Source organism: Aestuariibaculum suncheonense (assembly GCF_014596935.1).
GTDB lineage: Bacteria > Bacteroidota > Bacteroidia > Flavobacteriales > Flavobacteriaceae > Aestuariibaculum > Aestuariibaculum suncheonense.
In genome coordinates this window covers 117,356-130,276 of sequence record NZ_JACVXC010000004.1, presented here as the reverse complement: position 1 = coordinate 130,276, position 12,921 = coordinate 117,356, and the positions used below count along the sequence as shown (strand labels likewise).

The window sequence follows — 12,921 nt, the reverse complement described above, 5'->3', positions numbered from 1 at the left end:
ATAAAATGAGAAACATACTAGTTTTAGTAGTTTTAACGCTAATATTATCCTGTAAAAAGGAAACAAGTAAAGGCTTTGAGCTTGAAGGGAATCTTTCAGGTGTAGCAAATGGAACAAAAATAAGTCTTCAGCCTTTCGCTAAATATGAAACTAAACCTGAGTTTGAAGCAACAGTAGAAAATGGGAAATTTAGTTTTAAAGGAGAAGTTCCAGAACCAAGAATGTATCATTTGGTATTAGGAGAAGGAAAGGCTTATTATTTTATTATGATAGAGAATTCCACTATTAAATTGGATGGTCATGTATTGGAAAAAACATCTGAAAATGACGCTAATACTTATTACTCATTTGATGATATTAAGGTTTCAGGGTCTCAAAGCAACGAATACTTTTATAGTCAATATAAAGTAAGAGAGGATTTGAATGAGCTTCATGCCAAGATGCAGGAAGAATATAAGGATATTAATACGATGTTCGGTCAAGCAAGAGGTTTAAAAGATCAAAAGAAAATGGATTCGATAATGAATTTAGATCGTTTTAAAGAGTACAGTAAAGCCGAAAAGAATTTTTTCTCAACCGTTGAAAATAGATTTAATAAAATTATTGAGGTAAATAAAGAAACTTCTTGGGGACCTTTAATGATGTTAACGTTGTATTCTTATTTCACACCAGATCAACGTTCAACGTTTGAACAAATGTCAGAAGAAGCAAAACAAAGCTTTTATGGTAAAATGGTTGAAGAAGACTTATACCCTGCCAATCGTACAGGAGAAAAAGTACCAGAGTTTATCACTTTAGGATCTGATGGGAAGCAATATGCTTTAACGGATTTAATAAAAGATAAAAAAGTAATCTTAATAGATTTCTGGGCTTCATGGTGTGCACCTTGCAGAAAGGAGTTGCCAAATGTTAAAGCAAATTATAAAAAGTATGCCGATCAAGGTTTTGAGGTCATTGGCATTTCTATCGATAGAGATGCAAAGGCTTGGCAAAAGGCCTTAGAGGAGGAGCAAATGCCTTGGCCTAATTTTAATGACAATGATGTGGCAAGTTTGTATAAAGTAAAAGCTGTTCCTACCACATATTTAATTGATAATGAAGGTAAATTAATAGCCGACAACGTAAGGGGAGAGGAATTAGGGAAAATGTTAGATCAAATATTTTCGCTTAAGTAGTGGTTTACGTAAAAGAATATTTCTTAAAAAGGCCTAATATAATTTTAGGCCTTTTTTTATTCTAAGTCTTTTAAATTTGGATTTTAGTCGACTTAAATATGATTAGTTTTTACTACAGCAGGTGATTCTCTATATTTGTTTTTACAGGTAGTTTTAATGGAAAATAAAACTGGAACTTAATATTTCGTTAGGCTTTTTGGATAAAAGGAAAAAAAATATACAGCAACCATTTATGCCGATGCTAGGGATGCTAATTATAAAACGAATTCGCAGGCCTACACGATAAGAAAAATGAAAGTAACTAATAAGACGAAGTTATTATTAAATAGTGTAGAAGGTGGTGGTTATGCTATAAGTATAAGAGAAGAATAGTTTTTAATGAAATTTTATTGGGAATGGGACTTTTTTTCTAAATTTACACATATAATTAGATGTGGTATACCAATAGATTCGATACATTTTTAGATTAATTTTATAGTTAAGAGTTCTCTTTTTTAACTATGAAAAATCAGGATCGTCAAATTAAAGCTCGTAAAACTGGCTTAAAATCTATGCAGAATCTGGATCTGTAACAAAAACAGTCTTACGCTGTGGCATTGCTCGTTCTACTTTGTATAGGTGGCTTAAACGATATGAAGAATCAGGTGTTTTAGGATTGTCAGATAAGTCTCGATGTCCTAAAACCCTCGCTCATACTAAGATAACGGAAGATATAGAAAACCAAGTTCTTGAAATTAGAAGGAAAAGAAAGTGGGGATCTAAGCGGATTTCCACTTACCTTCTTCGAAAAAACTTAAAGATCTCATCAATGACGGTATGGAGAATATTTTCTAAGCACAAAGTTCAGCCTATACTAAAAAGACGTAAGAAATCAGGTTATAAACGATATAGCAAAGAAACTCCTGGAGACAGAGTCCAGATAGACGTTACAAAAATTAAAAACAAGGCCTATCAGTTTACAGCAATTGATGATTGTACTAGGATGAAGGTTATTCGGATTTATCCCAATAAAAAAGCTAGTAGCAGTATAGATTTTTTAGGAGAAGTACTGAATACCCTTCCTTTTCCAATTCAGCATATACAAACAGATTGGGGGACTGAATTTTTTAATGATGCATTCCAATATGAATTACACGAACATTTCATCAAGTACCGTCCAATAAAACCCAGATCCCCACATTTAAATGGGAAAGTTGAACGCACACAACAAACAGACAAGTCAGAGTTTTGGTTCTTGTTAGACCTATCAGAACCAACACTCGATTTAAACGCTTTAGCAATTGAATGGCAGGATTTTTATAATAATAAAAGACCTCATTCCTCCTTGAATGGTAAAACTCCATTAGAAAAGCTTAAAGATGTTGAAGCTCTTATACCGATTCAACCTGATATAACAAAGGAATTTTGGGAGTCCAATGAAAAAATACTAACTAGAAATTATGAGTATTTAAGCTATTTAAAGCATAAAAATAAGGCTCTAAAGAAATAATTATTTTGTCGCGGATCTATTGGTATATCACAAATTAGAAAACTAAAGCTGCATGCGTTTTAGCATACGATTTAAGTAAATTAACAGCGGAAAACCTCAGTAAAATGGTTTTTTAAAAGGAAGTCTTGGGGCTCATAACTCGCGTATTTAAACTTTACACTCTTTGTGAGATATCACTTATTATCTTTTTAGCTTTTTTCCAGACTTTGTTTCCGATTTTCTGTGTGTTTAATTCTAAAATATTGAAATTATTCAATAAATATTTAGTATCAATACAGTTGCTTTAAGACATTATTATTTTTCCTTATAAAATTGTTTCATAACATACCACGCTTTTTTTCGTTGTCCTTTATCCGAAATTAATCCTTTTCGATTCCATCCATTTTGATTACGTGGATGATAACGATTAGGTGACCGGAAATCAAATAGAATCCATGGTGAAATACCTATTAGATTTGGGATGTTTTTAAACATTCTAATGTTCATTTTATAATTATTTTCCTGATATTCCTCACTCCAAGATGAGGCTACATCAGCCTCTCCATGTTGGCCATAGAGAGCTTCACTTCCAAATTCCGAAATAATAACTGGTTTTCCTTCTGCAACTTCCCATTTTATATTTTCAGGTTCTATCGGGAATGGTGAATACCAACCTATATATTTATTTATACCAACCACATCAATTACATTGGTTACCTTATCTTGTAGTCTGAATGTTGAGGCTTCTTCATTGAAATAACAATTATCGAAAGCTGCACCTACTAGACGTGTATCATCTAGAGATCGAGTAAAAGAAACGAGCTTAGTTAGTATGCTGTCTCTTGCTGCAGTTGGTTTTGTTTCGTTTGCAATGCTCCATATAATAATATTTGAACGATTTTTATCACGATAAATCATCTCTTGCAGCATAGTTTCAGCTTTTTTCAAAATTATAGGATTGGTAAATTCTATACCCTGCCAGATAGGGATTTCTTCCCAAATCATAATACCCATTTCTTCTGCCATACGCAATAATCTTTCATTTTGTGGATAGTGGGCTGTTCTCGCAAAATTGCATCCAAGCGCCTTAACTTCACTTAAAATCATAGCAGCGTCAGCATCAGAGCAAGCTCGACCAAGATATTGTGGTATTTCCTCGTGAAAGTTAATGCCTTTTAAAAAAATAGGTTTGCCATTAAGTAAAATGTTGGAGCCTTTGGTTTCAATAGTTCTGAAACCTAATTTATCTTGAATAACGTTTTCATTATTAATGATTTTTACATCATACATTTTTGGAGTTTCAGGAAGCCATAATTGTGGTTTTGCTTTGATTTCAAAAGTAGCTATGCCTTTCTCATTCGCAGCTATTTTTTTATAAATATTTAATTCAGGGATTAAAATTTCTATTTCATTGGGAGTAGTTGTTCCGTCTAGCTGTACATAACCTGATATTACATCTTTACAGTCTTTTTTGAGTTGGATCTTATAATCAGAAATATACGTATTAGGAGTTTCAATGTAAAAAGCATCTCTAGTAATACCTCCGTAGTTCCACCAATCAAAATTCATAGCAGGAATACCATCTACCTGTCTATCATTGTTGACTAAAACGACCAAGTCGTTTTCTCCGTTTTTGACTATATCGGTAACTTCGAACTGAAATGGGGTGAAGCCACCTTCGTGTCTGCCGACCTCAATACCATTAAGCCAGACAGCAGCCTTATAGTTCACAGCACCAAAATAGATAAACTGCCTCCCTTCTTCGTTTTTTTCTACTGTAAAATAACGCTGGTACCAAACATTTCCTTCGTAGTATTTAAGTTCTGGTATTTGCGAATTGAAATCTCCTGGCACGTTGAGTCTTAATCCAGAATCGAAAGCATATTCAACAAAATCGGTTTTCGATTCTGGCTTTCGATTTTGGTAGAATTTCTTATTTTCGCCTCTGCCGTATAAATCAATAATCGCATTCCATTTGCCATTGAGTAAAACAGCATTGTCCCGCCCATAGGGGTTTATCATAAATGACTGGGCCTGTGTTGCTATCGATAAAAGTATAATAAAAAAGTATAATATTTTTTTCATAATTTGATTTTGATTACTGTTTATGATTTTATTCGATGTATTTTTTGATCGCAATCCATCTTTATAATGCTTTGGCTGATTCTGTTTGGTTCCTTTAATGCTTAATTCAAAGCTAACCATAGATCAATTTTCGCGTAAAATATTGATCCATTAAACCTTCGTTTGGTACATCCATATATTGATAAATTCTTGATAGTTGTTAATGCTATCATCAGGTGATCCAAGCGGTTTATACATATTATTAAAATTATATAAATCCCAATGTTTTTTTGGAGCATTAAAAGGCAAATGTGGTATTCTAAATTCAACGACAATCAATAGTAAATTAGGTTTTTGTGTTTCTTGTCTTTTTACAAGTACGGTAATGTATACAAGAACTAAAAAGAATAGTGTATACTTTGACATGTTTATTTTTTGCTTTTTAAAACTAATCTTTGTTTTCCCGTCAATCTTTATATGAATTGAAATTTTCAGCCAACATTTTTAGTCTTTATTTTTCAAGTTTAGGTTTTAAGTTTTCTTTAATACTTATATTCTATTTAGATTTTTATATATCCGTTGGTAAGATTATTGCGTTTCACAGGATTTACTTTTTCTATTTATATAATTCATTAATGATATCTTCATAATAACAATAAGTATTCAGTCACGTTTTTAATTTTTGATGAAGAATCGCTTCCTTGGTTGATGCAATTAGTATTGGGCATAAAGGAGGATTTCAGGTTTGGTATTGTCGCCAATTCGTTTCATTAAAAAAATGCTTTCTATATTTCACTTTCAGAACTTTTCTAGGGGAAATTCTGAAATAAGGATATTAAATAACACTTAAGGTTGCTGATTTAATAGATTTGTACTCATGACAAATTTATTATTTTACCTTAGGAATTTTAGGGGGTAAATAACTTAATATAGGGGGTGTTTTTAGGTTTTCACTTTTGTGCTAAACTACACATTACAATTACATGGTATGTCTGTTTTGCAATACTCAAATATTATAGATGCTACCTTTCTGAAATTTCAGCAAATGAAGCCATAACGTCTGGCAAAGGAAATCATAGACTTATTGTTATTATGAAGATATCTTTAGTGTCTTTAACGAATCGAATGACGAGGTGCTTTTTGAAATCATTTTTCTCAAAATTTACCTGATGAAAATGCAAGTTATTATCATTATATGAACTAAGCTAATTTTTATGATGCATCAAATATTTAAGGTAATTTTCCTTGGTCTCAAGGCCCTATTGCAAACTTGTACAAAATTTGGCAACCAATAGGAAATTGCATTTGATGCTGATATTTTAATGGCCTTATTGTAAGTTCTCTTCTTTGTTTATAAAATTCCCGTTCGTCAATAAATAATTCAATTTCCACTCTTTAAGATTGTAAGAGTGTTTTGCTTCATACATCCTTTCTATATTCTTTTTATTTTCTTCCTTGAAATTTCCAAATCTTTTAGATTTGCACTAGTTATTGTTCTATCCCTATTATATGACGCAAAATAATCGATTATATATTGTCTTTTTAATGATGAGTAGTCAATTCTATTATTTGTTAGAATATTAACTTTAATTTCAACCCCTTTAACAAGAGATGTGATTTCCTTAATATCCTCTATTGTTGCTTGATTTTTTCCTTTTTTACCTGCGTGGACTTCTAGTATTAGACAGGACATAAAAATGAGTGTTACAATTGCAACTAGAATTAAAAGGGAAAAGAATCTCTCAAAAAATCCTACTAAAAAATCTATCTTTTTTCTATTTTCATTCTATATAACCAATATCAATAATGCTTTCGAGGGGTATTCCTTTCCAAAGGCCCATTATTTAAGACCTATTCCAATAGATCAGTTCGTCCTGGTTAGTAGTCAAGATGTGTTGCATCAAATCCAAAATGGTCTTATTCGGCTTCTATTCCTGACAAGAATTAAAATAATGACTAAAACAACAAGGTTGGTTATTCAAGTTTAATTGCATTACTAGATCTAAATGAAGTTTATATCAAGATACCACCCTAATTAATTATGGTAAAAATAAAATACTTAGCTTTTTATTGTATGTCTTTTATTTTTTGTTGGTTATTGGTTTTAGTCTAATTCCGCCGGATAAAATTTTTAAATAGCAGGAGTTGCTTTTTTAAGTTAGTTGAAGTTAGACATGGAAGGTAATGATAATTGATTTTTTTCAATTGGTTATGCCATGGTGCCTTATATATTTAAAAGTAATTTAAGGTTCATGGTTTTATTTGGTTGTTAAGATAATTGCAATAACAAGATAGTGAAGAAAATATTTCTGTATAAAATTAAGGGTTTTTAATTTCAGTTTTCGTCCCTAAAAATAGGAACGCATTGTGTGGTCTAACTTAATGCTGATTTTATGCCTAATATTTCTGATATATTGCAAGGTGAATACGAAAGTGAATACGGAAACGAATACGATTTATCTGTGCAAAAGCAATTTTCCAAGCCTAATATCTTACAGCTATTGGTAGTCTAAAGCAGTGTTGACGCATCTATTTTTCTTGCAGAAATCCAGTTAATACCTTAAATGGTGTGAAGCCTCATCGACTTATTGACTTTTGTTTTAATAAGTTTTGTAAATGTCAGTTATATGAAATTTTACAGCTATAAATGAAGAAAATTTAATCTTTACAAGGATTATTTGTTCTTTTATAAATTTTATATCTATATTTTCGCGATTGAATAAATGAATTGAATTTTAGATCATAATTGAAAGTAGATGAAGATTGTTAAAACAAGCGACAATGATCAAGGGGTTTTAAATCGTATTGCTAATAACGATAGTGATGCCTTTAAAGAGATTCATGATAAGTATTCTAGGGAGATGTTTGTTTATGCTTTTAACATTTTGAGGAATAAAGAGGTATGCGAAGATATTATTCAGAATATTTTTATTGACCTTTGGTCTAAAAGGCAAGATGTAGAAATAAATAACTTAGAATCTTATTTGTTTAGAGCTGTTAAGTATCAAATTTTTAATTATTTCAGAAGTAATAAGATTAAAAATGAAGATGTCACAAGGTTAAACTTAATAGATTCTTCAATAAATGCAGCAAAAAAGATGGAATTTCATGAGTTCGAGACTGCAATAAAGAATTCCATTAATAAACTTCCTAAGCGTTGTAGAGAAATATTTGAGCTAAGTAGGCTGGAGCATAAGTCCAATAAGGAAATAGCCGAAGAGTTAGGGATTTCTATTCAAGGTGTGAAAAATCAAATATCGAAAGCGTTAAATTTTATAAGAGAAGATTTACGCAGAGAAGAGCTAATCTTGTGCTTTTCCTTATTTTACTAAAAGTAATTTTTGAGTAGACTTATCAGGTTATTCTTAATATTCTCCATTAATTTTTGTTTTAATCTAGGCTTTTTTTGAAAAAAAATAAAAAAAGTTCAAAATGGAAGTGTACCAAAATGAGATTTTGGTTACTTATAGTTGTAGAGCATGTTCTAAACGACCGTTTTGTTACAAATAAGAGTATAGATATTATTTAAAATCATTAGGAAAAGTGAATAAAAGACAAGCAAAAAAACTTTTTACAAAGTATGTTAATAATGAATGTTCAAAGGAGGAACTGGAATTGTTAAATACTTTTTTGGACTCTTATCAGGGCAATAGTTTTGGGGGTGAAGACTATAGATTGATAGAAGATGAATCTTTTAGGTCCGAATCTTGGTCGAGAATTGAAAAGCAATTGTTTAAGAAGACAGATAAAGTGTATTCATTTAAGATTTTTTATAAATATGCTGCAATACTGCTCGTTGTTCTAACGGTTTCATTTTATTTTTTTCAAGGTGGTTTTTTTAGTGAAGATTTTATTGAAAGCAATCAAGAATTAGTTGGAGATATAGAAATAGGTACTGATAAAGCTATATTGACTTTGGAAGATGGTGAAGTTGTTGCTTTAGAAGAAGATAAAATCTATGAAACTACAAATGTAAAAAGTGATGGTCAAGGTATTGTTTATAATGCCGAAGCTTCTAACCTAAAAACCGAATACCATTCTTTAACTATCCCAAGAGGAGGGCAGTTTTTCGTAGAGTTGTCTGATGGCACCAAAGTTTGGTTGAATTCTGAAACTAAGCTAAGGTATCCTGTTATTTTTAAAGAAGGAGAAACTCGTCAAGTCGAGCTAGTTTATGGAGAAGCTTATTTTGATGTTTCTCCAAGTTCACAACACAAAGGAGCTAGATTTAAAGTGTTAAATAATAAGCAAGAGGTAGAGGTTTTGGGAACAAAGTTTAATCTTAAAGCTTATAAAGATGAGACTAATACATATACGACTTTAGTAGAGGGTAAGGTGTCTGTTATGACAGCAGGAGAGGATATTATTTTACACCCTAATCAACAGTCGGTTTTAAATGAAGTAAATAATCATATTGAAATTTCAGCTGTCGATGTAAATGAAAATATAGGTTGGGTTAAAGGAGATTTTGTTTTTTATCATAAACCTTTAAAGGATATTGCTGTAGCTCTAGAGCGATGGTATAATGTAGACATAGAATTTCAAAGTGAAGAGCTTAAAGATGTTAAGTTTAATGGGGAACTTAGTAAATATCAGTCTATTGAAGAGATTTTACAACTAATTTCAAATACAAAACCTATAAAAAGCTATGAAATAAACAATAAGACGATAGTAATAAAATAAAAGAGGGGTAGAATACCACATCTCACCGTAAGCAATTCTATCCCCTTTTTTCTGTGATAATCAATTAAATTTTTAACCAATTAAAACGTATGCAAATTTATGAAAATTAACCAAACTGATGCGTGTTTTCGATTCAGAAAACGGCTTTTAATGATTTTTATGAGAACATTCATCTTCTTGACCTTCTGTTCTGTATTTAGTTTAACACCTAATGCGGTGTTATCTCAAAATTTTAAAATCTTTATTGACTCTGATAAAACAATAACCATTGATGAACTTTTTAAGTTGATCAGTGATCAAACGGATTACAAATTTATTTATCAGGACGGATTGTTTAAGGATTATCCCAAAGCGCATTTAAAAAAAGGAACTATAAAAGCAAACGACCTACTAAAAAATAGTATTGCTAATTCCAAATTAAATTTTGAAATCATTAATGGTAATACCATTGTTATTAAAGAGCAGGAAGATACTTCTGATAGCAGTTTGAAAAATCAGCAAGAAAATGAAATTACAGGGGTTATTCTTGATTCAGAAGGAATCCCTATTCCAGGAGCTAATGTAGTTGAGGTAGGTTCAGGTGTTGGAGTTATGACAGATTTTGACGGGAAATTTACTTTAACGCTCCAAACTAAAAAGCCAAAAATAAAAGTATCCTTTGTGGGATATACCACTTTAGAAGTAAATATAGGTTCTAAAAGACATTACGAATTAATTCTTGAAACCAATACAGAAGCACTTGATGATGTTGTTGTTGTTGGTTTTGGTAAACAAAAGGAAGCCAGTTTGGTGAGTGCTGTAAGTACTGTTAAAGGTGAACAATTAAGAATGCCTAATCGAAGTCTTAGTAATAATTTAGCAGGGCAAATACCTGGTTTAATTGCTATACAACGCTCCGGAGAGCCAGGATATGATAATTCTGAATTCTGGATTAGAGGTATTAGTTCGTTTGCAGGAGGTACGGGACCTTTAGTGTTAGTTGATGGTATTCCTAGATCCTTAAATGATATCGATCCTGATGAAATTCAAACCTTTACACTATTAAAAGATGCTGCAGCAACTGCGGTCTATGGAGCCGAAGGAGCTAATGGTGTTATACTTATAACATCAAAACGAGGGGTTAATCAAAAAACAGTTATTTCATATCGCGGTGAGTATGGTGTTTCAGAACCAACGAGATTACCTGAGTTTGTCGGTGCCGGTGATTTTATGAGATTATATAATGAGGCCCTTTTTAATGAAGGAAGTGCTCCAATGTATAGCGATGAACTTATTGCGCGGCATGAATCAGGGCAAGATCCAGATCTTTACCCTGATGTAAACTGGCTAAATTTATTGTCAGATTATAGTACATCTACAAGACACACTCTAAATTTTAGAGGAGGAGGAGAAAAGGCTAAGTTCTTTATTTCTGGATCTTATTTCAATCAGGGCGGTATTTTTCAGCAAAATTCCTTAGCAGATTACAATAATAATATTGGCCTTAATAGATATAATTTAAGAAGTAATGTCGATTTTGATGTTTCGCCAACAACATTATTAAGTGTTGATTTAAGTGGACAATATTTAGAAACAAATTATCCTGGAGTAGGTTCTACGACCATTTTTCAAAGAATGACCATAGCGCCTCCAAATTTATTTCCAATGGTGTTTTCAGACGGAACAAATGCTGGACACCCTGTTCCTAGTGGTAATCGAGTAAATCCATATAACTTATTGATGGAGTCTGGGTATTCTAAAGAATGGAGAAGTTCAACTCAATCTAAGGTAGCTTTAGTTCAGGATTTAGATGTTATTACTCAAGGTTTAAGTGCTAAAGGTGTAGTAAGTTATGATAGTTACTCGCTTTATACTACAAGTAGAACTAAAACTCCAGCTCAGTATGTAGCTTCCGGAAGAGATTTAAATGGAAATTTAGTCCTTAATCAAGTGGTAAATGAGGTGCCTTTTGGAGAGCCTGCTGAAGGGAACTCAGGAGAAAAAAGAATTTATTTAGAAGCTTCTGTAAATTACAATAGATCCTTTAATGAAAAACATGATGTAGGTGGTATGTTGCTGTATTATCAGAAAGAAACCCAATTGCATAATCAAGCGTTAGCTTTTAGAAAGCAAGCCTATGTAGGAAGAGGAACATATCTGTATGATAATAGATACTCCTTAGAAGTTAATTTTGGTATCACAGGTAGTGAAACTTTTGCAGATGGAAATCGATTTGGTCTCTTCCCTGCAATGGGTGTAGCATGGCTTGTTGATAATGAGGCGTTTTGGAAAGATAGTGGCATTTCTAAAGTCATTAATGGATTAAAATTAAGATACTCTATTGGTAGAACAGGGAACGATGATACTGGGGGTGAGCGTTTTTTATATAGATCTAGTTTTAATAATGCAGGAGGTTATCCAATAGGAATTGGTAGTAATGGTGGTTTAAATTCGATAGGAGGCTTGGTAGAAGGACGTTTTTCAGCTCCAGGGCTAACATGGGAAATTGAAGATAAGAGAAATTATGGTTTGGATATCGATTTATTTTCCAATAGAATTAATTTACAATTAAACTATTTTGATAATACCCGATCAAGTATTTTGCTACAAAGACGTACTGTATCTGAAGCTGCGGGTTTAAGACAAGCGCCTTGGCAAAATTTTGGAGAAGTTTCTAATAAAGGATTCGATGGTAGTTTAATGGCAAGAGAGAATTTTGGAGATTTCACGGTGTCTCTTCGAGGGAATTTAACTTATGCTAAAAATAAAATTTTGGAATATGATGAAGTGCCTCAGTTGTATGATTGGATGAATGTTACAGGGACAAGCTTAAGAACGGCTAACTTGTATGTAGCTGAAAGATTATACGATCGTGAAGATTTTGATATTAATGTTGCCCCTGATGGAACAGAAACGTTTGAATTAAAGGAAGGGTATGCTGTGTCTAGTTTAGGAGGTAATATCAGACCAGGAGACATTAAATATGTTGATTTAAATGGTGATGGTGAAATTAATCAGTTTGATCAGTCTAGACAAATAGCAAAACCTTCGGTACCTGAGTTAATATATGGTGTTGGTCTTAATGTAGACTATAAAGGATTTTATGCAAATATATTCTTTCAAGGAGCAGGAAGCGTTTCAACGGTGTTGGGAGGATCTAATGGGCAAGGGTTTCACCCTTTCACATGGGGTGTTCAGGAAACATCAATTAGAAAGGCGGCTTTAAATAGATGGTCTCAAGATAATCCTTCGCAAGATGTAATGTTTCCACGTTTAAGAACCTCTAATTTCTTTCATAATACTGTAGCGAGTACATGGTGGTTACGTGATGCAAGTTTTTTGCGTTTGAAAAATGTAGAAATAGGATACAATTTCTCTAAAAATTTATTAGACAAATTGAGTTTAACAAGTGGTCGTTTTTACGTTATGGGTAACAATCTGCATGTATGGGATAAAATTAAAATGTGGGATCCAGAGATTGGAAATGAGAATGCTGGAATGAACTATCCGCTTTCTAGAAATGTTACTTTTGGATTAGAACTTAAATTATAA

At 32.1% G+C, this 12,921-nt stretch carries 8 protein-coding genes and 1 pseudogene; 6 read left to right on the top strand and 3 right to left on the bottom strand.

Annotated features, from left to right (window positions below; genetic code table 11):
- Positions 1–5 precede the first annotated feature (5 nt).
- The 3 genes and pseudogenes from ICJ84_RS11555 to ICJ84_RS11545 all read left to right on the top strand — a co-directional run bounded on the left by ICJ84_RS11555 (position 6) and on the right by ICJ84_RS11545 (position 2,664).
- The gene (locus ICJ84_RS11555; RefSeq protein WP_188216566.1) at positions 6–1,175 is read left to right on the top strand and encodes a TlpA disulfide reductase family protein; all 1,170 of its coding nucleotides are present in this window, start codon (positions 6–8) and stop codon (positions 1,173–1,175) included.
- A gap of 204 nt (positions 1,176–1,379) precedes the next feature.
- A pseudogene (locus tag ICJ84_RS11550) lies at positions 1,380–1,547 on the top strand (glycoside hydrolase family 97 C-terminal domain-containing protein); the annotation flags it as partial.
- Positions 1,548–1,722: 175 nt separating this feature from the next.
- Positions 1,723–2,664: an IS481 family transposase gene (locus tag ICJ84_RS11545; protein WP_188216770.1), complete on the top strand. Its 942-nt coding sequence runs from the start codon at positions 1,723–1,725 to the stop codon at positions 2,662–2,664.
- A gap of 294 nt (positions 2,665–2,958) precedes the next feature.
- Here ICJ84_RS11545 and ICJ84_RS11540 read toward each other — a convergent pair whose 3' ends face one another.
- From ICJ84_RS11540 to ICJ84_RS11530, 3 genes are all read right to left on the bottom strand, one after another.
- The gene (locus ICJ84_RS11540) at positions 2,959–4,848 is read right to left on the bottom strand and encodes a glycoside hydrolase family 2 protein (RefSeq protein ID WP_241748749.1); all 1,890 of its coding nucleotides are present in this window, start codon (positions 4,846–4,848) and stop codon (positions 2,959–2,961) included.
- Between the two features lie 30 nt (positions 4,849–4,878).
- Positions 4,879–5,133 (bottom strand): hypothetical protein, encoded by a 255-nt coding sequence (locus tag ICJ84_RS11535; protein ID WP_188216565.1) that lies wholly within the window; start codon positions 5,131–5,133, stop codon positions 4,879–4,881.
- Between the two features lie 1,006 nt (positions 5,134–6,139).
- Positions 6,140–6,400 (bottom strand): hypothetical protein, encoded by a 261-nt coding sequence (locus ICJ84_RS11530; RefSeq protein WP_188216564.1) that lies wholly within the window; start codon positions 6,398–6,400, stop codon positions 6,140–6,142.
- A gap of 1,063 nt (positions 6,401–7,463) precedes the next feature.
- Between ICJ84_RS11530 and ICJ84_RS11525 the strand changes: the two genes are divergently transcribed.
- From ICJ84_RS11525 to ICJ84_RS11515, 3 genes are all read left to right on the top strand, one after another.
- Positions 7,464–8,039 carry an RNA polymerase sigma factor gene (locus tag ICJ84_RS11525; protein WP_188216563.1) on the top strand — a complete coding sequence of 192 codons (576 nt, stop codon included), beginning with the start codon at positions 7,464–7,466 and terminating at the stop codon, positions 8,037–8,039.
- A gap of 211 nt (positions 8,040–8,250) precedes the next feature.
- A complete protein-coding gene (locus tag ICJ84_RS17010; protein WP_188216562.1) occupies positions 8,251–9,390 on the top strand; it encodes a FecR family protein in 1,140 nt (379 codons plus the stop codon).
- Between the two features lie 159 nt (positions 9,391–9,549).
- Positions 9,550–12,921 carry a SusC/RagA family TonB-linked outer membrane protein gene (locus ICJ84_RS11515; protein ID WP_188216561.1) on the top strand — a complete coding sequence of 1,124 codons (3,372 nt, stop codon included), beginning with the start codon at positions 9,550–9,552 and terminating at the stop codon, positions 12,919–12,921.

What these genes read in the sequence shown, in the direction of transcription:
- ICJ84_RS11555 (WP_188216566.1), top strand. Translation starts at nt 6, where the DNA reads ATGAGAAACATACTAGTTTTAGTAGTTTTAACGCTAATATTATCCTGT.
- ICJ84_RS11540 (WP_241748749.1), bottom strand. Translation starts at nt 4,848, where the DNA reads ATGGTTAGCTTTGAATTAAGCATTAAAGGAACCAAACAGAATCAGCCA.
- ICJ84_RS11535 (WP_188216565.1), bottom strand. Translation starts at nt 5,133, where the DNA reads ATGTCAAAGTATACACTATTCTTTTTAGTTCTTGTATACATTACCGTA.
- ICJ84_RS11530 (WP_188216564.1), bottom strand. Translation starts at nt 6,400, where the DNA reads ATGTCCTGTCTAATACTAGAAGTCCACGCAGGTAAAAAAGGAAAAAAT.
- ICJ84_RS11525 (WP_188216563.1), top strand. Translation starts at nt 7,464, where the DNA reads ATGAAGATTGTTAAAACAAGCGACAATGATCAAGGGGTTTTAAATCGT.
- ICJ84_RS11515 (WP_188216561.1), top strand. Translation starts at nt 9,550, where the DNA reads ATGAGAACATTCATCTTCTTGACCTTCTGTTCTGTATTTAGTTTAACA.